Source organism: Cyanobium sp. ATX 6E8 (assembly GCF_024346335.1).
Taxonomy (GTDB): Bacteria; Cyanobacteriota; Cyanobacteriia; order PCC-6307; family Cyanobiaceae; genus Cyanobium_A.
On sequence record NZ_JAGQCT010000002.1, the window covers coordinates 142,772 to 164,376 of the forward strand.

Genomic DNA, 21,605 nt, shown 5'->3' on the forward strand with positions numbered 1-21,605 from the left:
CGATTCGATCCCGCCATGCGCGATGCCATCACTGGTCTGATTGGCCGTTACGACCAGCTCGGCCGCTATCTGGACCGGGACGCGATTGACCGGATCTCGGCCTACTACTCCGAGTCGGAGGTGCGTCTGGCGGCCGTGGAGCTGATCAACCGGGAAGCGGCGGCGATCGTGCGGGAAGCGGCCCAGCGCCTCTGGCTGGCGGATCCCGAGTTGATCCTCCCCGGCGGCAATGCCTACACCACGCGGCGGCTCTCGGCCTGCCTGCGCGACATGGACTACTTCCTGCGTTACGCCAGCTACGCCCTGATCGCCGACGACGCTTCGATTCTCAACGAGCGGGTGCTCAACGGCCTGGACGACACTTACAAGAGCCTGGGCGTCCCCACCGGCCCCACCGTGCGCAGCATCGCCCTGATGGCGGATGTGGTGTGCGAGATGTTGCTCGATGTCGGCGTAACCGCCACCAACGTGGTGCGGGTTCCCTTCGAGCATCTCTGTCGTGGGCTCGGCGCCACCAACGTGCGTGCTCGCTAGGCCGTTCGTCGCTGCTTAGGCTCGATCGATTTGTTCATCCGGTTTTGGTTTCCCTCCCCGTGCTGCCCCCCGTTAATTCCGCCCACCGCCGCACGCTGGGTCCCATCGCCACCCCAAACCGCCTGCTGCTCGGTCCTGGGCCGTCCAATGCCCACCCCACGGTGCTCCAGGCCCTAGCCCGCACCCCGATCGGCCACCTCGATCCGCTCTACGTCGAGCTGATGGGTGAGGTGCAGGAGCTGCTGCGTTACGCCTGGCAAACCGACAACCGCCTCACCATTCCCATGAGCGGCACTGGCAGTGCCGCGATGGAAGCCACCCTGGCCAACACGATTGAGCCCGGCGACACCGTGCTGGTGGCGGTCAAGGGGTATTTCGGTCTGCGCCTCGCCGACATGGCCGGCCGCTACCGGGCCAATGTCGTAACGCTGGAGAAGCCCTGGGGCGAAGCCTTCAGCCTGGCCGAGCTGGAGGAGGCTGTGGCCACTCACCGGCCCAAGATCCTGGCGATCGTCCATGCCGAAACCTCCACCGGCATCTGCCAGCCCATGGAGGGCATCGGCGATCTCTGCCGTCAGCACGACTGCCTGCTCTTGCTCGACACGGTCACCTCGCTTGGGGCCGTTCCCCTCTACCTCGATGCCTGGAAGGTGGATCTGGCCTACAGCTGCAGCCAGAAGGGCTTGAGCTGCCCTCCCGGTCTCGGTCCCTTCACCATGGGGCCCCGGGCCGAAGCCAAGATGATGGCGCGCCAGGGCAAGGTGCCCAACTGGTACCTCGATGTCACCCTGCTCAACCAGTATTGGGGCAGCGACCGGGTGTATCACCACACTGCTCCGGTGAACATGAACTTCGGCATGCGCGAGGCCCTGCGCCTGCTGGCCGAGGAGGGGCTGGACTCGGCCTGGGCCCGCCACCGCAGCAATGCCGAACGTCTCTGGGCTGGCCTGGAGCGTCTCGGCCTTGAGCTCCATGCCCCCGAGCACCTGCGCTTGCCCACCCTCACCACCGTGCGCATTCCGGAGGGTGTGGACGGCAAGGCCTTCACCCTCCACCTGCTCAACCAGCACGGCATCGAAGTGGGCGGCGGTCTCGGCGCTCTGGCGGGCAAGGTGTGGCGCATTGGTCTGATGGGCTACAACAGCCAGCCTGAAAACGTCGATCGGCTGCTCAATCTGTTCGAAACCGAGCTGCCGGCCTTCCGTCCCGCTGGAACCCCTGCTGCCGTCGCTGTCTGAACCACGCGGCCAGCTGATCTCCAGCTGGTTCCCCCAACACTCCGCCGATCACCCGCATGTAGTGATGGGCGCTGGCTGCGGTGGCAAGGTTGTGGCAACTGCCCAGGGCGCCACGCTTGGGATCCAGTGCGCCAAACACCACGGTGCCCATGCGGGCCTGCACCAGGGCACCGGCGCACATCGGGCAGGGCTCCAGGCTTACCAGGAGGGTGCAGCCGTTGAAGCGCCAGTCGCCCCGCAGGCGTGCCGCCTGCCCCAGGGCCACCAGCTCAGCATGGCCGAGTGGATCGGCGTGGGCCTCGCGTCGGTTGCTGCCCCAGCCAATGCAGCGCCCCGCCTCATCCAGCACCACCGCCGCCACCGGAATCTCGCCGCTGGCTCCCACCCGCTGGCTGTGGCGCAGCAGGCGCTGCATCCATTGCTCATGGGTCCACAACGGCGCGTGCTGCGCCAGGGGCTGGGGGTCTGGGGATTGGGTGGACTCCAACGCCTGAGCCGCAGCAGCAACCACACCCTTGTAGCTCACCTCCGCAGGTGAGAATGGAGTCATTCGAGCGTTCCCCGTTGGCAAGCGCGCCACCTGCCCCGCGGGCGAGCCAGCCCCTGCCGTTTGCCAGTCCTGAGCAGCTCGACCCGCAACTGCAGGACTTTCTGGAGCAGGCATCCCGCCAGCTCTGCAGCTGGCTGGGGTCGGCCTCCCAGCGCTCGCCGCTGCCGGGTCTGAGCGTGTTGCCGGGGGTGGAACCCGCCCTGGAGGGATTGGAGCCTGCTGCGTTGCTGGCCGACCTGCAGCTGGTGATGGACGGCGCCTACAACCCCAACCACCCCGGAGCCCTCGCCCACCTCGACCCGCCGCCGCTGGCGGCATCGGTGGCAGCCGACCTGATCTGCGCCGGGCTCAACAACAACCTGTTGGCTGAAGAGCTCTCCCCCAGCCTGACGCGCCTGGAGCGCAGTCTCACGGCCTGGCTGGCGGAGCAGCTGGGCCTGCCGGCTGGCAGCGGTGGCGTGGCGGCGAGCGGTGGCACCCTCTCCAACTTGATGGCTCTGGTCACGGCCCGGCGCTGCCGTGGTCTGGCAACACGGGCCGATGCGGTGGTGCTGGCCAGTGCCGATGCCCACGTCTCCCTGGCCAAGGCGTTGGCAGTGATGGGCCTGCCGGCTGCTGCCTTGCACGCGATCCCGGTGGACCATGAGGGGCGCCTGGATCCTGCGGCCCTCGAGCTGGAGCTCGATCAGCTGGCGCAAACCGGAACGCCGGTGATCGCCGTGGTCGCCACCGCGGGCACCACCGTGCGGGGCGCCGTCGATCCGCTCCTGCCCCTGGCATCGATCTGCCGGAAACGCGAGCTGTGGCTTCACGTCGATGGAGCGATTGGCGCCGTCTTCGGTCTGGTGGCCGGTCATCGCTTCCGGGTGGCGGGCCTGGAGCGGGCCGACTCCATCACGATCAATCCCCAGAAACTTCTGGGCATCACCAAGACCTCGTCGCTGTTGCTGTTGGCCAGGCCCCAGTGTCTAGCTGAGGCTTTTCACACCGGTCTGCCCTACATGGAGCCGAGTTGGGGCAACGGCCACGGTGGGGAGACGGGGTTGCAGGGCACTCGGCCCGCTGAGATTCTCAAGCTCTGGCTTGGTCTGCGCCAGTTGGGTTTAGAGGGAATTGAGGCGGTGCTCGATGGGGCCATTCAGCGGCGCCGCCAGCTCGCGGCCCTGCTGGAGGCCAGTGGCCGCCTGCAGCTGCGTGGGGGATCCTTCCACCTGCTGGCCTTCACACCCCGGGGCTTGGACGCCGCTGCTGCCGAGTGCTGGAGCCAACACACCCGCCAACGGCTGCTGCAAGAGCATCTGATGCTCTCGCGACCCTTGTACGCCGGTCGCCACCACCTCAAGGCCGTGCTCGGCAATCCCCACACCCGCAGCAGCCACCTGGACAGCCTGGCCAGGCTGGTGCAGCTCAGCTTGGACGAGCTGCCATGACCGACCCTTCTGCTGAATCCCAGGCTGGTCGGGGACGTTGGGTCGCGATCCTCACCGGGGCGATCTCGATTCTGATCGGCGTGCTGTATCTGGCCCTGATCGTGGTGCTTGACAGCCGGGGACCGCTGCAGCCGCCTCCGCCGGAAGCCCTTGTCGACAGCGCCGTCATTCGGCCGGAGGCCGGGGCGGCAAGCGCGGCTGCTTCGCCTGCAGCGGTTCCACCACCCGCCTGAACGCCGCCTCGAGAAAGCGGCTCAGCGCCCCATCGCGGCGGCTCAGGTCGTACTGCTGCTGCACCACCTCCTGCACACCGCCATCGCCCCAGTCCTGGTCGCGCTCGAAGTAGGTGACAAAACTGAGGCCCGCCACCCGGGTCAGCCAGGCCGCACTGACCGCCTGAATGGCCCGGCTCACCACCAGGGCGGGCAGATTCAGGCTCAGGGCCGCACTCAGCAGGCTGACCCCACCTTTCACCAGGCCCAGGCCGGCCATGGTGCGCCCCACCGACAGGGCTAGGTCCTGGGCGTTTTGGCGGCTGAGGCTGATGCCGTAGATCCGGCCGATCTCCACCACCATCTGGGCATTGACGGCCGCCGCGCCCAGCAGGTCGAGCCCGGGCAGGGGCGTGACGGCCAGCACCCCGGCGCCGATCCACATGTAGCGATCCACGATGGCTTCGCTATCACTGCGCCGCTGCCGGGCCAGCAGGGAGCGGCTGGCTTCGCTCAGCTGGCGGCACTGCAGCAGCAAGTTGTCGGCGATCAGCTCTTCGCCATCGGCATGGAGCACCGCCGCGATGCGGCGCAGTAGCGCGTCCACTTCAGCGGGCGGTTGGAGCGGTCTGCCGCCCGGCATCGGCACGCTCTGGGGAGCCGCGCTGGACGGCAACACATCCTCGGTGGCGATGCGGCCGCGGGTGCGTTGGCGCAGCAGCTGCAGCAGCCGTGCTTCCTCCTGTTCGCCACGCAAGTCGCACTTGTTCAGCACCAACATCAAGCGTTTGCCGAGGCTGGCCAGGGCTTCAAACACCTCCAGTTCGGCAGCACGCAGATCGCCATCCACCACCAACAGCAGCAGGTCGGCCTTGCCGGCCTGCTCCCGGGCCAGCCGTTCACGCTCCAGCCCCGCCGCGCCGGCTTCGAGAATGCCTGGTGTGTCCACCAGCCACACGGCCCGTTGCAGCCCACGCAGGCGCAGGCGGTAGCGCTGGCTGCCGGTGGTGGAGCCCATGGCGGCGCCCACCTCGCCCACCAGCTCCTGCAGCAGGGCGCGGATCAGCGAGGTTTTGCCAGAGGAGCCGATGCCGAACAGCACGATCACCAGGTCGCCCCGCTCCAGTTCGGCGGCCATGCGCTGGCGCTCCTGGCGCAGGGCTTCCCGCTCGACTGCATCCCGCACCCGGTCGAGGGTTTGATCAATGGCGGCCAGGTTCTGGGCGGCGGCCTCGCGGCGGTTGCCGGGAGGCGGCAGCTGCGACGCCGTGCCAGGGCCTGCCTTGCCCCCCAGGGCGGCCCGCAGCCAAGGCCAGGCCAGCTGCACCAGCAGCAGCACCAGGCCAGCGAAGACCACAAAAAACACCGGCTGGACGATCCAGTACGGCAGATACCAACTCAGTTGCAGGTAAAGGGTGTTGATCGCCTGCAGCACCACACCCACCGCGATCAGGGCCAGCAGGGCCAGACCAGCGATCAACCACAGGCGGGTGCGGGTTTTCATCGATCAAACCCAGGCATCAGGTTCGGGAGGCGCGCAGAATCTCACCCCACAGACTGGCGGCGAGGGCGCTGCTGGCGCGGGTGGGGCTGTTGTCGTCGTTGCCCAGCCAGATGCCCACCACCCAGTTGCGCTGGGGCTCATAGCCCACAAACAGCAGATCGCGGCTCTCGTTGGTGGTGCCGGTCTTGCCGCCCTCCTGGCCCCCCAGACTCGCCATCTGACCGGTTCCCCGCTGCACCACAGCCCGCAACATCTGCTGCATCGCCTGGGCCGTGGCCAGCGTGATGACCTGGCGGCCCGGCTGAGCAGGGGCCTGGCCAGTCCCCGAACCCCCACCGGCAGTTGTGGTCTGACGGCATTGACTGGACGTTTGGCCGCTGCAGGCCTCTGCATCGGTGAGGCGCAAGATGGTGGTGGGGGCATGCCAGATGCCGTCGTTGGCGATGGCGGCGTAGGCGGCGGTGAGCTCCAGCAGGGTCACCTCGCTCTGGCCGAGGGCGAGACCCGGCACGGCGGCCAGCGGGCTGGTGATGCCTAGATCGCGGGCCTTCTGCACCAGCGCGTCGAGGCCCACCTGCTGGGCTAACCGCAGGGCTGCGGTGTTGCTGCTGATCGCGAAGGCTGAGACCAAACTCAGGGAGCCGCTGCAACCGCTGGCGAAGCTCTGACCGCGCCAGCGGAAGGGAGCGCAGCTGATCCCATCCCCGGGGCGCAGACCCCGTTCCAGGGCCACCAGATAGGGGATCAACTTGAAGGTGCTCCCCGGCTGGCGCAGGGCCATGGAGGCCCGGTTGAACTGGCTCTGGCGGTAATCCCGGCCCCCGGCAATGGCCAGGATGCCGCCGCTGCGGGCATCGAGCACCACCACAGCGCCCTCGCTCACCCTCAGGCCAGCACTGCTCTGCAGCCTCTGGCGCAACAGCCGCTCCACCTGCTCCTGCAGGGAACGATCCAGGTGGGTGTCAATCAGAAAGTTGCCTTCGGCGGCCACATCTCGGCCTACCAGCTGATCGAGGTCGCGGCGCACCTGGTCGGAGTAGAAGGGCACGCCGCGCTGGGCTGGGCTGCTGCGGCAGGCCTGGGGTGACAAACGGATGGGGCTGCGGCGCCCACTGCGGGCCTGGTCGGCGGTGAGGCGCCCGGTTTCCCCCATCTTGCTGAGCACGGCGTTGCGGGCCTCCAGGGCTGCCTGGGGATCAAAACAGGGGTCGTAGCCGTTGGGGGAGGGCAACAGCCCCACCAGCAGGGCCGCTTCCTCGCGTTGCAGTTGGCTGGCGGGCTTGCCGAAGTAGTGGCGAGAGGCATCTTCGAAGCCCCAGCCCACGCCGAGATACACCCGGTTGAGATAGCTCAGCAGCAGGTCGCGCTTGCTGAAGCGGGCTTCCAGCTGCAGGGCTACGAGCAGCTCCCGCCACTTGCGGCCCAGGGTTTCCCCCTGGCCCACCTGATCGGGATACAGGCTGCGGGCCAGTTGCTGGGTGAGGGTGCTTCCGCCCTCGAGCACCCGGCCTCCGAGCACGTTGGTCACCAGGGCCCTCGCCGTGCCCACCGGGTCGACGCCCGGATGCCACCAGAAGCGGCTGTCCTCACTCGCCAGCAGCGCATCGATGAGCACCGCCGGATAGTCGCGCAGGGCCTGGCGCTCCCGGTGCTCGAGAGCATCGGCCGTGGTGATGGGCTTGCCCTGGCGGTCGTAGAGCACCAGCGGACCGCGCACCGTGGCCAGGCTGCCGCGGATCGGGGCTTGCACGACGGAGAGGGCCAGAAGACCAAGCCCTCCAATAGCCATGCCCGCCAGCGCCCAGCTGACGCCTCGCAGCAACCGCTGAAGCTGAGGTAGTGGTCGGATCTGAAAGTCCAGTTCGGGCAGGCCCGCTTCCTGACTGGGGCCAAAGCGGAGGCTGTCGCCGTCGCGCAGCAACAGCTGCCGCACGCGGCGGCCTTGCCACCACAGGCCATTGGTGGAGTTCTGGTCACTCAGCAGCCAGTGGGGGCCGCACCGTTCGAGCAGGGCATGGCGCCGACTGACCGCCTGGTGGTCGATGCTGATCTGGCAGTCGCTGTCGCGGCCGATGCCGTATGCGCCCGGATGCAGGGGCAGCAAGCGCGAGGCCTGGCCCGGCTGGTGAATGCGCAGCTGGGCCTGGCCAGGCTGGCTAAACCGCTGCCAGCGGCGGCGCAGGGCCTCAAGGGCGGGGTTGGCCATGGCTCCCCAGTAGATCGATGGCGAAGCAGAGCACCGCCAGGTTGATCGCCACATCGGCGAAATTGAACACCGGGAAGGAGATCGGCACCAGGGCCAGGAAATCGACGACGTAGCCCAGCCGCCAGCGATCCAACCCGTTGCCGATGGCGCCGCCCAGCACGAGCCCCACCCCCAACCAGCGGGCCGGAGCCAGGGCGCCCTGCCGCTGAATCCAAACGATCACCCCCAGGGCCACTAGCAGACTCACCAGGCCGAGCAGTTCAGGGTGGCCCGTGAACAGGCTGAAGGCGGCGCCGGTGTTGCGGGTGAGGTGCAGATCCAGCAGACCCGGCCAGAGTGGTGTTGTGCCAAATAGGGCCAGCTGGGCTACGGCCCAGGCCTTGCTGAGTTGGTCCAAGAGCACCACCACACCGGCTGTGGCATAGGCCAGGGTGCGGGCCCGTCTCATGGCTCCACCAGCAGCAGCCGACGCAACAGCAGGGCCGCCACGGCGACGCCGCAGCACAGCAACAGCTGGGGCAGCAGGGGCGCGACGCTGTAGCTGATCAGCAGCATGCCGAGATTGGGCCCCCAGCGGCCCGGCAGGGCGCCGAGCAGCAAGTTGGCGATCCCGCAGAGTTGCAGCACCGCCAGGCCCACCACTGCTGCGCCAAGCAGGCTGAGCAGATCGTTCATGCCCGGTTGGCGCGCCAGCTTGCCGGTGAGCCAGGCGGCGGGAAGGAAGCCGGCCAGGTAGCCGAAGCCGGGATCGAGCAGATAGGCGGCGCCACCACCGCCGTGGAACACCGGCAGCTGGAACAGCCCCAGGCTGAGGTAAGCCACCGCCGCCAACATGGCGCTGCGGGGCCCACAAACCAGGGCGGTGAGCAGCAGCGCCGGCACCTGCAGGGTGATCGGCAGGGTGGCCAGGCTCCAGCCCCCATCGGCCGCCGGCAGGGGAGCTGCGGCCTGGATCAGTCCCCCCACCAGGATCAGCAACAGGCCGGCAATGGCGCCGCTCCAGGTGGCTAGGGCCCGCAACTGATCCCATCGTGTCTGCGACCATTTTGGGGGGTCGTGCCACCAGGGCCGGTCCCATCTGCCCTCCCACCTGCCGGTATGGACCAACCCACAAGCCCGGAGCCCCGCGAGTCCCAGCTCTTTACGGTGGGCGACGCCGTGCAGCTCAAGGGACGGCAGCAGTACCTGAAAACGGCCGATCCCATGCCGATGCTCCGCCCCCCCGATCTCGTGGATCCGGAGGAGCTGGGTGAGGTGCTGGCGCTGAAAGCGCGCAACCTTCTGGCAGTCCGCTTTCGGCGGGGCACTTTTTTGATCGAGGCCGATCAGCTCCAGCCTCCGGAGCCCCAGAACGCCGACTGATCGGCGAGTCCTCAGCGGCTGAGGGCATGGCGCTGCCAGGCCTGTTCGGCGGCAGCCAGAGCCTGCGGTGGTCCACAGAGGCTCAAGGCCGGCTCGGTTAGTCGCCGTTGGGCCGCGGCCAACAGGGCTGGGGCATCGAGCTGCTGGGCCCGGTCCAGGGTGTCCTGCACATAGGTCCAGCCCAGACCATGGCCGAGCACCAGGGCCTGTCGATCAGCGATCTGGCCGCAGGTCTGCCGTCCCATGGCGTCCTGGCCGCGGTATTTGGCTTTGGCTAGGGCGAGTTCGCCGTCGCTGAGTGGCTGCTCCAGCATGCGAGCCCATTCATCGAGCAGGGAGGTGGTGGCTTCGGCGGCCCGTTCCGCCGAACTGGACAGGTGCCAGATGAAGGGGCTCGCCCCGCGCCGCGCCGGCATGTGCACTCCCACGTCGTAGGCCAGGCCGCGCTCCTCCCGCATCGTCACAAACAGCCGGCTGGACATGCCCATGCCGAGGTGGGCCTGCAGCAGCCGCAGGGCCAGCCCGTCGGGATCCCCCAGGGGCACGGTGGCCACCCCCAGCATCAGCACCAACTGCTCGGTCTCCTGCTCCAGGCTGTTGAAGCGCTGGCTGCAACCGGGCGCCTGCGGGCCTGGGCCCGCTAGGGGCGTGGTGGTGGACCATGGGCTGCGCGCCAGCCAGGCATTGAGCAGGTCCGGCAGCTCGGCCCCCAGATCGCCACAGGCCACCAGCAGGGCACCGTCCTGGCCAAGCACCGGCACCAGAGCACTGATCTGCTCGCCGCCGATTGCGGCCAGCTCCTCTTCCACCCCCAGGGGGTCGTGCCCATAGGGCCCCAGGCCGTAGAGCTGGTGCCGCAGCTGGTCGTGGGCCAATTGGAAGGGATCCTCCCGCTGGCGCTGCAGGCTCTGCAGGTTGAGGCCGCGCTCGAGCTCGAGTTGGTCGCTGCTGAGCCAGGGCTGCCTCGCCATGGACAACAGCAGGGGCAGCAGCTCGGGGGCATCGCTGCTGGCGCACTTGAGGCTCAGCACCAGGCTGTCCTCCGTGGCCTCACAGCGCAGGGCGGCACCCCGACCTTCCACCAGATCGGCCAGGGCTTCGGCGTTGTAGTCGCCGCAGCCTCGCGTCAGAAGCCCGGCCAGCAGCTGGGCAGCTCCCCGCTCGCCTGGACGATCCCCACTGCTACCGCCGCGGATCCAGAGGCGGCAGGCCACGATCGCAGGCCCTGGCCGCCGTTGCCACACCAGGGGCAGGCCCCCCTCCAGGGTTGTGTTCTGCCAAGTGCCTGTTGGCCATGGGGAATGGCTCATGCCGGCACCGCTTCAAGGACGCAGGCCGCCGCTGGATCCAGCAGGGGCAGCGTCCGCCGCACCAGCTCCTGCCGATCCCAGCGCTCGATATCCTCCAGCGGCTGGGCCAGACCGTGCCGCCGCCCCCAGAGCCTGTTGTTGCCGATCAGCCCCGCCACGCCACCGGCGGCCTCCAAACCGAAGCGATAGCCGTTCGCCACCAGCCGCTGGGCCCGCTGCCACTCCACATCCGGCAGCCCGTCCTGCTGCAGTTGCGACCACACCTCAGCGATGGCCTGGCGCACCGCCGGCAGCTCGTCGGGTTCGCAGATCGCCTCCAGCAGGGCAAAGCTGCCGCTCTCCATCACATGCAGATCGAGATCGATACTCTCCACAATGCGGAGCTGCTCGCGCAGTCGCTCCACCAGGCGGCTGCGGCGACCTTCGGCCAACACGGTGGTGAGCAGGTCGGCACCCATCACTCCGTGGAGATCGGCGGCGGGTGGGAGCCCCCAGAGCATCAGCAACCGGGCTGATTCAAGCCGGGGCACAGCCAGTCGGTGCTCACCGGGTTGTACAGCCAGGGGAGGGCGGCTCGGGGGTTCAAGCACCGCCGGCAGGTCGGCCAGGGCGCTGCACTCCAGGCGATCGCCGAGGGCGGCGGGTTCTACGGCACCGCTGAGGGCGAGCACGCAGCGGTTGGCGCCATACAGACGCTGATGGAAGCCGGCCATGGCCTCGGGCGTTTGGGCCAGCAGCAGCTCCCGCTGACCCAGGATCGGTTCGCCGTAGGCATGGCCAGGGCAGCCCAACCGCAGCAACTGCTGCAGGGCGATTTCATCGGGCTGGTCTTCGCTTTGGGCCAGCTCTTCGAGCACCACCTGGCGCTCCATCACAAAGGCGTCGCGGTCCAGCCGCGGGTGCAGCACCAGATCCAGCAGCAGATCCAGGGCGTCGGCAGCGGCCTCAGGCGGAATCAACACGTGGTAGTGAACGTCGTCGAAGCCGGTGGCGGCATTGCTGTTGCCGCCCATCGCTTCGATGCGCAGGTCGAATTCCCCCGGCCCCAGCCGCTCGCTTCCCTTGAACACCATGTGCTCGAGGAAGTGGGCCATGCCGCTCTCCCCGGGACCCTCAAACACACTGCCGGCCCGGCACCAGAAGTCGAGGCAGACCAGGGGGGAGTCGGCCAGGGGCAGATAGACCACGCTGGCACCGTTGGCTAGCGGGTGATCGCTGGGTGACGCCAGCCCTGGCAACAGGGTCTCGGACGGGGCCAGGGTCAAGGCTCAGATGCGTGGCAGGATCTGCATTCTGCTGGCTGCACCCCCTGCCGTGAGTTCCGCCCCCGCTTCCTCCCAGGCTTCCGGTATCCACCCACTGGTCGATGCCCTGGCCGAGCGGATGCGCCAGTGGTGGCAAACCCTGCCCGAGCTGGCCCCCCTGGCGGTGGATCCGGAGCTGGAGGCGATCAGCGGCAGTCTCGATGGCGATGCCCTGTTCATCCGCAACGAGCTGCGCCAGTGCCGAGGGTTGCGCAAACTGCACCTGGAGACGGCGCGCCTCGGCGCGGGGCTGAAGATCCTGCACTGCGTGATGTTCCCCGACCCCCGCTTCGATCTGCCGGTGTTTGGCGCCGACATCGTGGCGGGTCCAGCCGGGGTGTCGGCTGCCATCGTCGATCTCTCGCCGGTGCTGGGGGAGCTGCCAGTGGGCATTGCTGCCGCATTGACCGCCCGGCCTCGCCCCTCCTACAGCCAGGAGCGGGAGCTGCCCGGATGGGGATCGATCTTTTCGCCCTTTGTGCGCTTTGTGCGCCCCACCAGCCCCGAGGAGGAGAAGGCTTTTGTCGATGAGGTGAGCAGCGTTTTGGCTGTGTTGGGCGATGCCATCGCCGCCGCCGCGCCTCAGGACCCAGACCATCCGGCTACGGTTGAGCGCTGGCAGGGGCAGCTCCGGTATTGCAAGCAGCAGAAACAAAACGACAAGACCCGCCGGGTGCTGGAGAAGGCCTTCAACCCCGCCTGGGCCGACCGCTACATCGAGGAACTGCTGTTCGACGATCCGCCGGCTCCGTGAAACGGACCCTTCAGCGGGTGCCGCGGCTGTGGTGGCTGGCTGGTGTCGCCGTGGTGGTGGTGCTGGGGGGGCTGGCCGTCAGTCGCCAGCAGCGTCCAACGCCCATCCCCGCCACAGCTGCCTCCCAGTCGCCTCGCCCGCCTGAGGCCGTTGCAGCTCTGGGCCGGCTCGAACCCGCCGGAGATGTGCGGTTGCTGGCCGCCCCGATCAGTGGCATTGGTGGCAGCCCCCGCATCACGCAGTTGCTGGTGGAGGAAGGCGACACCGTGCAGAGCGGCCAACTCCTGGCCCGTTTTGATACGGCACCCAGCCTGCTGGCCCAGCAGCGGTTGCTCGAGGCCCGGATTCGCAACCTCGACACCCGGCTGCAGGTGCAGACCCGCGACATCAGCCGCTATCGCCAGCTGAGCCGCTCCGGTGCCATTCCCAGTGGTGAGCTCGACACCCGCGAAACCGCCCTGCTCGAGCTGCAAGGGGCCCGCACCGAGGCCTGGGCCGAGCGCGAGAAAGTGAAGGCGGAGTTGCTGCTCACCCAACTGCGGGCACCCATCGCCGGCACGGTGTTGAAACTCCATGCCCGGGTGGGCGAGCGGCCTGCCGACAAGGGCGTGCTCGAACTCGGGGCCAGCGACCGAATGCAAGCGCTGGTGGAGGTCTATGAGAGCGACATCGACCGGGTGCGCCTGGGCCAGCCCGTCTCCCTGATCAGTGAGAACGGCGGATTCCAGGGCAACTTGAGCGGAGAGGTGATTCGGATCAGCCCCCAGGTGCGGCAGCGCTCGGTGCTCTCCACCGATCCCACCGGTGATGCCGATGCCCGCGTGGTGGAGGTGCGGGTGGCGCTCACTCCCACCGACAGCCTGCGGGTTCGCGACCTTACCGGCCTGAAGGTGATCGCCCGGCTCGGTCGCTGATGCTGGGTCGCCTCTGGCAGGGCCGGCGCATTCCGCTGGCCTGGCTGTTGCTGACGCGGCAGCCGGTGCGCCTGCTTGTGGCCCTGGCCGGCATCGCCTTTGCCGGCATTTTGATGTTCATGCAGCTGGGCTTTCGCGACGGGCTGTTCGACGCCAGCGTCACGATCCATCGGCTCTTTGACGCCGACCTGGTGCTGATCAGCCCGCGCTCCAGCAGCTCGGTGAGCATGGCAGGGTTTCCCAGGCGTCGGCTCGTGCAGGCCATGGCCGACCCCGCTGTGGAGGGGATCACGCCGGTGCACTGGAATCTGCTGCTCTGGCGCAACCCGGAAACCCGCGGCACCCGTTCGATCCTCACCCTCGGGTTTGAACCGGGTGATCCCCTGTTCACCGATCCCTCCCTGGCGCCCAAGGCCAAGCTGCTCCAAGACCGGGGTCGCGTTCTGTTCGACGAGCGCTCCAGGCCCGAGTTCGGTCCGGTGGCGGAGTGGTTTCGCAGCGGCCGCACGGTGGAAAGCGAAATCGGCGGCCAGCGGGTGCGAGTGGCGGGGCTCGTGGGTCTGGGCACGTCCTTCGGGGCCGACGGCAACCTGCTCACCAGCCACGAGACCTATCTGAAGCTGCTGCCCAACACCCCTCCGGGCAGCATCGAGGTGGGGCTGATCCGGCTGCAGCCGGGCTCCGATCCGGCTGCGGTGGTGGAGCGGCTCAGGCAGCGCTTGCCAGCCGATGTCACCGTCCTCACCAAGGAGGGCTTCATCGCCTTCGAGCAGAACTATTGGCGCACCAGCACCTCGATTGGCTTCATCTTCACGCTGGGCGCTGCGATGGGATTCGTGGTGGGCTGCGTGATCGTGTATCAGATCCTCTATTCCGACGTGAGTGATCACCTGCCGGAATACGCCACGTTGATGGCGATGGGCTATCGCCTGCCCAGCCTGCTTGGGGTGGTGGCCCGTGAAGGCCTGCTGCTCGCCACCTTCGGCTACCTGCCGGCCTACGCAGCCGGCCAGGGCCTCTATTGGTTGGTGCGCAACGCCACCCAGCTGCCGGTCACGATGAACACGACCCGGGCCCTGACCGTGTTCACCATGATCCTGGTGATGTGCATGGGCTCGGCGGCCCTGGCGATGCGCCGGCTCGCCGACGCCGATCCGGCGGAAATCTTCTGATGGATCTGGATCGTCTGGAGAGTGGGCCTGCTGCATCGGGCACCGTGGTGCAGGTGGCCGGGTTGAGCCACTGGTATGGGGCCGGCTCGATGCAACGGCAGGTGTTGCAGTCGGTGGATCTCGCCATTGCTCCCGGTGAGGTGGTGCTGCTCACGGGCCCCTCCGGATGCGGCAAAACAACCCTGCTCACCCTGGTGGGAGCCCTGCGCCAGGTGCAGCAGGGCTCGGTGCGGGTGTTTGGCGAAGAGCTACACGGCGCGGGGCGAGCCTCCCGCCAGCGTCTGCGTCGCCGGATCGGCATGATTTTTCAAGGTCACAACCTGCTGCGCTGCCTGAGCGCCGAGCAGAACGTGCAAATGGGTGCCGACCTGCTGCCGGGATTGGGTTATCGGGCCCGCCGCGATCGCGCTCGCGAATGGTTGCGCGCGGTGGGGCTTGGCGATCACCTGAACAAATTGCCCCACGATCTCTCGGGCGGCCAGAAGCAGCGGGTGGCGATTGCCCGAGCTTTGGCGGCCCGGCCCCAGTTGCTGTTGGCCGATGAACCCACCGCGGCCCTCGATTCCCGCAGCGGACGGGAGGTGGTGGATCTGCTCAAAGGCCTGGCGCGGGAACAGGGCTGCGGTGTGCTGATGGTGACTCACGATCCCCGCATTCTCGATGTGGCCGACCGGCTGGTGCAGATGGAGGATGGCCAGCTCTGCCAGGGGGCCAGGCCCATTGAGTAGGGTGAGGATTCGCATCTCTCCCCGTTGCCGTACGCATGGCCAAGCGCAGGAATCTCAAGAAAGAAAAACAGGAGCGTAACCGCGCCTACGCGCGCAAGTTCAAGAAGCGCAAGCTGCGCAACGACGGCCGTGGTGAAGGGGCTGGCAACGGTGTGACCGGCACGGCCAACAACGGCGGCGCTGCAGACTGATCAGCGCTTTGACGCGTTGCTGGGGGGATCCTGCGGGGTCCCCTTTTTGCTGTTCACGACCACTCGGCTCAATCTCTCCCGGCGGTTCCGATGTTCCTCAGCGTCGTCATCCCCACCTACAACCGCCTGCCGATCCTGCAGAAGTGCCTGCGGGCCCTGGAGGCCCAGGAGCTAGCTGCGCCGATCTCCGGCTACGAGGTGGTGCTTGTTGACGACGGCTCCACCGATGACACGGTGGCCTGGCTGCGGGGGCATGCGGCCGAATTGCCCCATATCCGGCTGATCCAGCAGGAACACGGTGGTCCTGCTGAAGGGCGCAACCGAGGGGTGCAGCAGGCCCAGGGTGAGGTGATTGTTTTCATCGACAGCGACCTGGTGGTCACCCCCAGTTTTCTGCGCTGTCACGCTCAGGCCCTGGAGCAGCACTGGACGAGGCGGGGCGATCGCCGCTGTTTCACCTATGGCGCGGTGATCAATACCGCCAACTTCGACACTCCCACCAGCGAGCCCCACAAGTTGCAGGACGTGTCGTTTGCCTATTTCGCCACCGGCAATGTGGCGATCGATCGCACCTTGCTGGAGCAAGCCGGCCTTTTCGACACGCGCTTCCGCCTGTATGGCTGGGAGGATCTGGAGCTGGGGGAGCGGTTGCGGAGTCTGGGTGTTGCGCTGGTGCGCTGCCCTGAGGCGGTGGGTTATCACTGGCACCCGGCTCTGCGGCTGGAGCGGATCCCCGACCTGATCCGGGTCGAGCGGGAGCGGGCCAAAATGGGATTGGTGTTCTATTTGAAGCACCCCACCCGGCGGGTGCGATTCATCATTCAGTACACCTGGTTGCACCGGCTGCTCTGGGAGCTAGTCACCCTGGGGGGCCTGCTCAATGAGCGCAGCCTGCGCCCCCTGCTGGCTTGGTTGATCCGTTGCGGCCACCCCGGTCTGGCGATGGAGCTGTTGCGGCTGCCCCTGAACCGTCTGGGGGTACGCGCTCTGTATGCCGAAGCCCGGGCCCTTGCGGCCACAAGCCAGGCCTGCAGGCCCGTTTGATAGGGTGCTGGGGTTCCATTCACCCCGCACACCTGCGTGTTTCGGGTGATCTGAGCGCTTCACCCCACCGGCCCCTCTTGGCTGGCTGGGCGGCTCGAGATCCCTGGCAGGTGGAGGCAAACCCGAAACCCCCAACCAAACCATGGCTGTTGTCACACTCGCCGAAATGATGGAGGCGGGTGCCCACTTTGGGCACCAAACGCGCCGCTGGAATCCCAAGATGTCGCGCTACATCTATTGCGCGCGCAACGGCGTTCACATCATTGATCTCGTGCAGACCGCCGTCTGCATGAACAACGCCTACAAGTGGACCCGCAGTGCCGCGCGCAGCGGCAAGCGCTTTCTGTTTGTTGGCACCAAAAAGCAGGCCTCCGAGGTGATTGCCCTGGAAGCCACCCGCTGTGGAGCCTCCTACGTCAACCAGCGCTGGCTAGGCGGCATGCTCACCAACTGGACCACGATGCGCGCCCGCATCGACCGGCTCAAGGATCTTGAGCGCATGGAGAGCTCCGGCGCCATTGCCATGCGTCCCAAGAAGGAAGCTGCAGTGCTGCGCCGCGAGCTGGAGCGCCTGCAGAAGTATCTCGGCGGTCTCAAGAACATGCGTCGGCTGCCCGACGTGGTGGTGCTGGTGGACCAGCGCCGTGAAACCAACGCCGTGCTCGAGGCCCGCAAGCTCGATATCCCCCTGGTGTCGATGCTCGACACCAACTGCGATCCCGACCTCTGCGACGTGCCCATCCCCTGCAACGACGACGCTGTGCGCTCGGTGCAACTGGTGCTCGGACGCCTGGCGGACGCCATCAACGAAGGCCGCCACGGTGCCCAGGACCAGGGCCGTGACGACGAAGGCTGATTTCGCCCCTGCCCATTTCTCTCTGAATTCCGTACCCCATACCCTCCATGGCTGAGATTTCGGCAAAGCTGGTTAAAGAACTGCGCGACAAGACCGGCGCAGGGATGATGGACTGCAAGAAGGCGCTGTCGGAGTGCGACGGCGACGCCACCAAGGCCACCGAGTGGCTGCGCCAGAAGGGCATTGCCACCGCCGAGAAAAAGGCCGGCCGCACCGCTGCTGAAGGAGCCATCGGCAGCTACATCCACACCGGTGCCCGCGTGGGCGTACTGGTGGAGGTCAACTGCGAAACCGACTTCGTCGCCCGCGGCGAGGGCTTCCAGGAGTTGCTCCGCAACGTGGCCATGCAGATCGCGGCCTGCCCTGGGGTCGAATACGTCAGCGTGGATCAGATCCCTGCCGAGGTGGCCGAGCGCGAGAAGTCCATTGAGATGGGTCGTGACGACCTGGCCGGCAAGCCCGACCAGATGAAGGTCAAGATCGTCGAAGGCCGTATCGGCAAGCGACTCAAGGAGCTGGCCCTGCTGGACCAGCCCTTCATCAAGGACAGCTCTGTCACCGTGGCCGAGATGGTCAAGCAGGTGGCCGGCAAAGTGGGCGAAAACATTCAGGTGCGCCGCTTCACCCGGTTCACCCTGGGTGAAGGCATCGAGGTGGAGAAGGCCGACTTCGCCGCGGAAGTGGCGGCCATGACCCAGCCAGCCTGAGCGCCCCCCCTGTGATGGTGCTGGAGGCTGCCCGCCAGCAGCTCACGGATCTGGAAACCCAGCTGTCGGCCTCCAACCCGCAGCTGTATCGGCACCTGGCCCTCTACCTCCAGGTGCTGCGTGATGGCCTGTTGAACACCGTTCAACAGGCCTGCTTTCATTTGGCGACTCAGGCCTATCCCGATCGCTACCTCGAGCTGGATGCTTCCCAGCGGCAGGTGTTGCATCGGCGTCTCCGCAGCCTGGTTCAGCGGGCCACCAGCCTGCTCACGGTGGAACATCTGGCCCACCTGGCGTCCCAGATGGCGCGGGAACAGCATCGTCAGCGTCAGCGGCGGCGCAGCCGTCTGCTGGAGGCCCTTGAGCAGGGCGAACCCAGCGAGTCTTTGGCCGATGCGGACGAATCGGACCAGCCGCCGCACGGTTCGGTGCATCTCGGATTGGCATTGCCGATCGGAGCTGATTTTCTTCCCACCTCCAGCTTTGCCATATCGTCAGCGCCCCAAGCACCTTCGCTTGCGTCCGACGCGGCCGATACGGATCCAGGGGAGGAGGGTGAGCAGGACTCAGCCATGCAGGCCATGGCCGAAGCCTTCAGTGAATGGCTCGAGCAGTCCCCGCCCCGGGCTCCCACCCCCTGGGATGGTGGCTCGTTGCCGAGCGAACCGGCCCTGCTGATGGCCTGGATCGCAGGTTTTGAGCTGGCCCTCAGCCGCCGGCTGCGCAATCTTTCCCATGCCCTCAACGTGGAGCTGTTGCGGCTTGGGCTCAGCCGCACCCTGCTGCCGGTGAGCCTGCTGGATGCCGTGTTGGCTGGTCAATTGGATACCTTGGAGGCTCCGGCCAACCTGCTGCGGCTGCCCTTGCCGTTTGGCCCCGATGCGGGCCCGGCGCGGTTGGAGACCATGACGGTGCTGCTGCGACCGGATGATCTGGAGTTGGCGCTTCCCAAACTGCGCACCTGCCGCACCCGGATTCAGCAACACCGGCAGGAGGTGCGCAGAATGGCCCAGCACTATCGCCGCATCCAGCGGCGCGTTCAGGCGCTTGAGGCGGAACAGCTGTGGCTGCAGGACATCAACCCAGCCCAGACACCCCCGCTGCCCCCGACCTAGAGGCCTGGCTGCGCACCCTGCAGCAGGCGCTGCAGGTGGAGGCGGATCGTGGCTTCATTGATCTCAAGGGCCGCCATAGCCGCTTCAGTGCTTTTGTGATTCAGCAGCTGCGGGAGCGACCTGCTGATCTCCCGGACGAGCCACTGCAGCGGATCCTTGAGCTGAAGGCGGGCTTCGACACCTACAGCCAACTCTCGCTGGCACGGCGCCAGTCGCTGGTGCGGCAGTGCCGCGAGCGCCTGCATGCCTTGCGCCAGGCTCAGCGCCCGGTGTTGGCGGTGGCCCCACCGCGGCTGCGCCTGGTGTCCAGTGCACCCGGAACCACGCCCAGCGCAGGCGCGGCGGACTTCACGGCCGACACGCCGCTCTCGGAGGTCCGCGGCGTCGGCCCCAAAACGGCGGCACGGCTGGCCCAGCTTGGGCTCTGGGTGGTGCGCGACCTCGTGCACTACTACCCCCGCGACTACCTCGACTACGCCAACCTCGTGCGGATCAGTGGCTTGGAGCCGGGGCGCACGGCCACCATTGTCGCCACGGTGCGCCGCAGTCACGCCTTTGCCAGCCCGCGCAACCCCAATCTCTCGATCCTGGAATTGCATCTGGTCGACTGCACCGGGCGGATTCGGGTCAGCCGGTTCTTTGCCGGCCAGCGTTTCTCCAGCCCAGGTTGGCTGAAATCCCAACAACGTCTGTTTCCAGTGGGCGCCACGGTGGCAGTGAGTGGCCTGGTCAAAGAAACCCCCTATGGCCCGGCATTCCAGGACCCGCTGATGGAGGTGCTGGACTCGCCCCAGGCGCCGGTGCGCTCCGAAACGATCGGTCGCCTGCTGCCGGTGTATGGGCTCACCGAAGGCCTGGGGGCCGACCGCTTGCGTCAGGTGGTGGAGGCGGTGCTGCCGGTGCTGCGCCGCTGGCCCGATCCTTTGCCCGAAGGCCTGCGCCGCAGCCAGGGGCTGATCACCCGCTCCGAGGCACTCACCCAGATCCACGCGCCGGCCAGCCAGGAGCAACTCCAGGCCAGCCGCCGCCGGCTGGTGTTCGATGAGTTTCTGCTGCTGCAACTGGGCCTGGCCCAGCGGCGACGCCAGCTCAGCCAGCGCCCTGCCCCGCCCCTGGCCCTGCCCGCCGGGGGTGAGGGCCTGGTGCAATTCTTCCTGGCAATCCTGCCCTTCGCGCTCACCGGCGCCCAGGAGCGGGTGCTGGCAGAAATCCGCGCCGATCTGGCTCGCCACCAGCCGATGGCTCGGCTGGTGCAGGGGGATGTGGGTAGCGGCAAAACCGTCGTCGCCCTGGCCTCCCTGCTCACCGCCATCGAAGCCGGCTGCCAGGGGGCGTTGATGGCGCCCACCGAGGTGTTGGCGGAACAGCACTACCGCAAGCTGGCGGAATGGCTGCCCCAGCTGCACGTCACCTCGGCGCTGCTCACCGGCTCCACGCCGGCCCCGAGGCGCCGGCAGTTGCTCCAGGACCTCGCCAATGGCCAGCTGCAGCTGCTGGTGGGCACCCACGCCCTGCTTGAAGACCCGGTGCAGTTTGATCGCCTGGGTCTGGTCGTGGTGGATGAGCAGCACCGCTTCGGGGTTCGCCAGCGCAACCGCCTGCTGGCCAAGGGCCTGCAGCCCCACCTGCTCACGATGACGGCTACCCCGATCCCGCGCACGCTGGCGCTCTCGCTGCATGGCGATCTGGATGTCAGCCAGATTGATGCGCTGCCGCCAGGCCGCCAGCCCATCCGCACCCACCTGATCAAGGGCAGCCAGCGCCAGCAGGCCTATGGCCTGATCCGCGAGCAGGTAGCCCTGGGCCAGCGGGCCTACGTGGTGCTGCCTCTGGTGGAGGACTCGGAGAAACTCGAGCTGCGCTCCGCCGTGGAGGTGCACCGGCAACTGAGTGAGGAGGAATTTCCCGAGCTCAGCGTGGGTCTGCTTCACGGACGGCTTAACAGCGCCGACAAGCAGGCCGCCATTGGCGCGTTTGCCCGCGGTGAATGTCAGGTGCTGGTCAGCACCACGGTGGTGGAGGTGGGTGTGGATGTACCCGAGGCGAGCGTGATGGTGATCGAACACGCCGAGCGCTTCGGCTTGGCCCAGCTGCACCAGTTGCGCGGCCGCGTCGGCCGGGGAGCTGCTGCATCCCATTGCCTGTTGATCAACGACAGCAGCAACGTGCTGGCCCGGCAGCGGCTGGAGGTGCTGGTGCGCTCCAGTGATGGTTTCGAGATCGCCGAGATGGACCTGCGGCTGCGGGGGCCTGGACAGGTGCTCGGCACCCGCCAGAGTGGCCTGCCCGATCTGGCCTTGGCCAGCCTCACCGAAGACGGTGCGGTGCTCGAAGAGGCCCGCGACCTGGCCAGGCAGATCACCGCCACCGACCCCAATCTGCAACAGCATCCTGGGCTCGCCCAGGCCCTGGCAGAGCAGCGTCGCCGCCAGATGGATCAGGCGGCCCGGCTCAACTGATCAACCCCTTCCCTT

The 21,605-nt window shown here is 67.6% G+C and carries 21 protein-coding genes; 14 read left to right on the plus strand and 7 right to left on the minus strand.

Annotation, left to right across the window (positions count from 1 at the left end):
- Positions 1–15: 15 nt before the first annotated feature.
- On the plus strand, positions 16–534 hold the full coding sequence (locus tag KBY70_RS02825) for an allophycocyanin subunit beta (RefSeq protein ID WP_094559574.1): 519 nt from the start codon (positions 16–18) through the stop codon (positions 532–534).
- Between the two features lie 44 nt (positions 535–578).
- Positions 579–1,772 carry a pyridoxal-phosphate-dependent aminotransferase family protein gene (locus tag KBY70_RS02830; RefSeq protein WP_254987302.1) on the plus strand — a complete coding sequence of 398 codons (1,194 nt, stop codon included), beginning with the start codon at positions 579–581 and terminating at the stop codon, positions 1,770–1,772.
- Here the strand turns inward: KBY70_RS02830 and KBY70_RS02835 are convergent.
- On the minus strand, positions 1,705–2,187 hold the full coding sequence (locus KBY70_RS02835; protein WP_094559575.1) for a nucleoside deaminase: 483 nt from the start codon (positions 2,185–2,187) through the stop codon (positions 1,705–1,707). The two genes, KBY70_RS02830 and KBY70_RS02835, sit on opposite strands and share 68 nt — an antisense overlap.
- Positions 2,188–2,336: 149 nt before the next feature.
- Here KBY70_RS02835 and KBY70_RS02840 point away from each other — a divergent pair, with 149 nt between their 5' ends.
- The gene (locus KBY70_RS02840) at positions 2,337–3,752 is read left to right on the plus strand and encodes a pyridoxal phosphate-dependent decarboxylase family protein (RefSeq protein WP_369802010.1); all 1,416 of its coding nucleotides are present in this window, start codon (positions 2,337–2,339) and stop codon (positions 3,750–3,752) included.
- 165 nt (positions 3,753–3,917) lie between these two features.
- On the opposite strand, the gene KBY70_RS02845 is transcribed toward KBY70_RS02840, so the two are convergent.
- From KBY70_RS02845 to KBY70_RS02860, 4 genes are read right to left on the minus strand one after another with little or no spacing between them, the layout of a single operon-like run.
- Positions 3,918–5,468 (minus strand): YcjF family protein, encoded by a 1,551-nt coding sequence (locus KBY70_RS02845; protein ID WP_094559578.1) that lies wholly within the window; start codon positions 5,466–5,468, stop codon positions 3,918–3,920.
- A gap of 16 nt (positions 5,469–5,484) precedes the next feature.
- Positions 5,485–7,674, minus strand: coding sequence for a transglycosylase domain-containing protein (locus tag KBY70_RS02850; RefSeq protein ID WP_254987303.1), 2,190 nt, complete (start codon positions 7,672–7,674; stop codon positions 5,485–5,487).
- On the minus strand, positions 7,655–8,122 hold the full coding sequence (lspA, locus tag KBY70_RS02855; RefSeq protein ID WP_254987304.1) for a signal peptidase II: 468 nt from the start codon (positions 8,120–8,122) through the stop codon (positions 7,655–7,657). Before lspA ends, KBY70_RS02850 begins: the two co-directional genes overlap by 20 nt.
- Positions 8,119–8,694, minus strand: coding sequence for a biotin transporter BioY (locus KBY70_RS02860; RefSeq protein ID WP_254987305.1), 576 nt, complete (start codon positions 8,692–8,694; stop codon positions 8,119–8,121). The genes lspA and KBY70_RS02860 overlap by 4 nt, the downstream gene beginning before the upstream one ends.
- 78 nt (positions 8,695–8,772) lie before the next feature.
- Between KBY70_RS02860 and KBY70_RS02865 the strand changes: the two genes are divergently transcribed.
- Positions 8,773–9,036, plus strand: coding sequence for an NAD(P)H dehydrogenase assembly family protein (locus KBY70_RS02865; protein ID WP_094559582.1), 264 nt, complete (start codon positions 8,773–8,775; stop codon positions 9,034–9,036).
- 11 nt (positions 9,037–9,047) lie between these two features.
- On the opposite strand, the gene KBY70_RS02870 is transcribed toward KBY70_RS02865, so the two are convergent.
- The gene (locus tag KBY70_RS02870; protein WP_254987306.1) at positions 9,048–10,346 is read right to left on the minus strand and encodes a M16 family metallopeptidase; all 1,299 of its coding nucleotides are present in this window, start codon (positions 10,344–10,346) and stop codon (positions 9,048–9,050) included.
- Complete coding sequence (locus KBY70_RS02875; RefSeq protein WP_254987307.1) at positions 10,343–11,611, minus strand: M16 family metallopeptidase; 1,269 nt, start codon at positions 11,609–11,611, stop codon at positions 10,343–10,345. The genes KBY70_RS02870 and KBY70_RS02875 overlap by 4 nt, the downstream gene beginning before the upstream one ends.
- 7 nt (positions 11,612–11,618) lie before the next feature.
- Here KBY70_RS02875 and KBY70_RS02880 point away from each other — a divergent pair, with 7 nt between their 5' ends.
- The 10 genes from KBY70_RS02880 (at position 11,619) to recG (ending at position 21,590) form a co-directional block, all read left to right on the plus strand.
- Positions 11,619–12,404: a phycocyanobilin:ferredoxin oxidoreductase gene (locus tag KBY70_RS02880; RefSeq protein ID WP_409996007.1), complete on the plus strand. Its 786-nt coding sequence runs from the start codon at positions 11,619–11,621 to the stop codon at positions 12,402–12,404.
- Positions 12,401–13,318, plus strand: a complete 918-nt coding sequence (locus tag KBY70_RS02885) for an HlyD family efflux transporter periplasmic adaptor subunit (protein ID WP_233128464.1) — start codon at positions 12,401–12,403, stop codon at positions 13,316–13,318. The genes KBY70_RS02880 and KBY70_RS02885 overlap by 4 nt, the downstream gene beginning before the upstream one ends.
- Entirely contained in the window at positions 13,318–14,490 is a 1,173-nt protein-coding gene (devC, locus tag KBY70_RS02890) for an ABC transporter permease DevC (RefSeq protein WP_094559586.1), read from the plus strand. The genes KBY70_RS02885 and devC overlap by 1 nt, the downstream gene beginning before the upstream one ends.
- A complete protein-coding gene (locus KBY70_RS02895; protein WP_094559587.1) occupies positions 14,490–15,218 on the plus strand; it encodes a DevA family ABC transporter ATP-binding protein in 729 nt (242 codons plus the stop codon). Before devC ends, KBY70_RS02895 begins: the two co-directional genes overlap by 1 nt.
- Positions 15,219–15,253: 35 nt before the next feature.
- Positions 15,254–15,409 (plus strand): hypothetical protein, encoded by a 156-nt coding sequence (locus KBY70_RS02900; RefSeq protein WP_006171625.1) that lies wholly within the window; start codon positions 15,254–15,256, stop codon positions 15,407–15,409.
- Between the two features lie 90 nt (positions 15,410–15,499).
- Positions 15,500–16,453, plus strand: a complete 954-nt coding sequence (locus KBY70_RS02905; RefSeq protein WP_254987309.1) for a glycosyltransferase family 2 protein — start codon at positions 15,500–15,502, stop codon at positions 16,451–16,453.
- A gap of 142 nt (positions 16,454–16,595) precedes the next feature.
- Positions 16,596–17,309: a 30S ribosomal protein S2 gene (gene rpsB / locus KBY70_RS02910; RefSeq protein ID WP_094559589.1), complete on the plus strand. Its 714-nt coding sequence runs from the start codon at positions 16,596–16,598 to the stop codon at positions 17,307–17,309.
- A 47-nt stretch (positions 17,310–17,356) separates the two neighbouring features.
- Positions 17,357–18,016 carry a translation elongation factor Ts gene (gene tsf, locus KBY70_RS02915; RefSeq protein ID WP_254987310.1) on the plus strand — a complete coding sequence of 220 codons (660 nt, stop codon included), beginning with the start codon at positions 17,357–17,359 and terminating at the stop codon, positions 18,014–18,016.
- A 14-nt stretch (positions 18,017–18,030) separates the two neighbouring features.
- Positions 18,031–19,131, plus strand: coding sequence for a hypothetical protein (locus KBY70_RS02920; RefSeq protein ID WP_254987311.1), 1,101 nt, complete (start codon positions 18,031–18,033; stop codon positions 19,129–19,131).
- On the plus strand, positions 19,080–21,590 hold the full coding sequence (gene recG, locus KBY70_RS02925) for an ATP-dependent DNA helicase RecG (protein ID WP_254987312.1): 2,511 nt from the start codon (positions 19,080–19,082) through the stop codon (positions 21,588–21,590). Before KBY70_RS02920 ends, recG begins: the two co-directional genes overlap by 52 nt.
- The last annotated feature ends 15 nt before the right edge of the window (positions 21,591–21,605 follow it).

Bases quoted from the DNA above. Each gene is read 5' to 3' on its own strand.
- KBY70_RS02825 (WP_094559574.1), top strand. From the start codon at position 16: ATGCGCGATGCCATCACTGGTCTGATTGGCCGTTACGACCAGCTCGGC.
- KBY70_RS02835 (WP_094559575.1), bottom strand. From the start codon at position 2,187: ATGCAGCGCCTGCTGCGCCACAGCCAGCGGGTGGGAGCCAGCGGCGAG.
- KBY70_RS02845 (WP_094559578.1), bottom strand. From the start codon at position 5,468: ATGAAAACCCGCACCCGCCTGTGGTTGATCGCTGGTCTGGCCCTGCTG.
- KBY70_RS02850 (WP_254987303.1), bottom strand. From the start codon at position 7,674: ATGGCCAACCCCGCCCTTGAGGCCCTGCGCCGCCGCTGGCAGCGGTTT.
- lspA (WP_254987304.1), bottom strand. From the start codon at position 8,122: ATGAGACGGGCCCGCACCCTGGCCTATGCCACAGCCGGTGTGGTGGTG.
- KBY70_RS02865 (WP_094559582.1), top strand. From the start codon at position 8,773: ATGGACCAACCCACAAGCCCGGAGCCCCGCGAGTCCCAGCTCTTTACG.
- KBY70_RS02870 (WP_254987306.1), bottom strand. From the start codon at position 10,346: ATGAGCCATTCCCCATGGCCAACAGGCACTTGGCAGAACACAACCCTG.
- KBY70_RS02880 (WP_409996007.1), top strand. From the start codon at position 11,619: ATGCGTGGCAGGATCTGCATTCTGCTGGCTGCACCCCCTGCCGTGAGT.
- devC (WP_094559586.1), top strand. From the start codon at position 13,318: ATGCTGGGTCGCCTCTGGCAGGGCCGGCGCATTCCGCTGGCCTGGCTG.
- KBY70_RS02895 (WP_094559587.1), top strand. From the start codon at position 14,490: ATGGATCTGGATCGTCTGGAGAGTGGGCCTGCTGCATCGGGCACCGTG.
- KBY70_RS02900 (WP_006171625.1), top strand. From the start codon at position 15,254: ATGGCCAAGCGCAGGAATCTCAAGAAAGAAAAACAGGAGCGTAACCGC.
- KBY70_RS02905 (WP_254987309.1), top strand. From the start codon at position 15,500: ATGTTCCTCAGCGTCGTCATCCCCACCTACAACCGCCTGCCGATCCTG.
- rpsB (WP_094559589.1), top strand. From the start codon at position 16,596: ATGGCTGTTGTCACACTCGCCGAAATGATGGAGGCGGGTGCCCACTTT.
- tsf (WP_254987310.1), top strand. From the start codon at position 17,357: ATGGCTGAGATTTCGGCAAAGCTGGTTAAAGAACTGCGCGACAAGACC.
- KBY70_RS02920 (WP_254987311.1), top strand. From the start codon at position 18,031: ATGGTGCTGGAGGCTGCCCGCCAGCAGCTCACGGATCTGGAAACCCAG.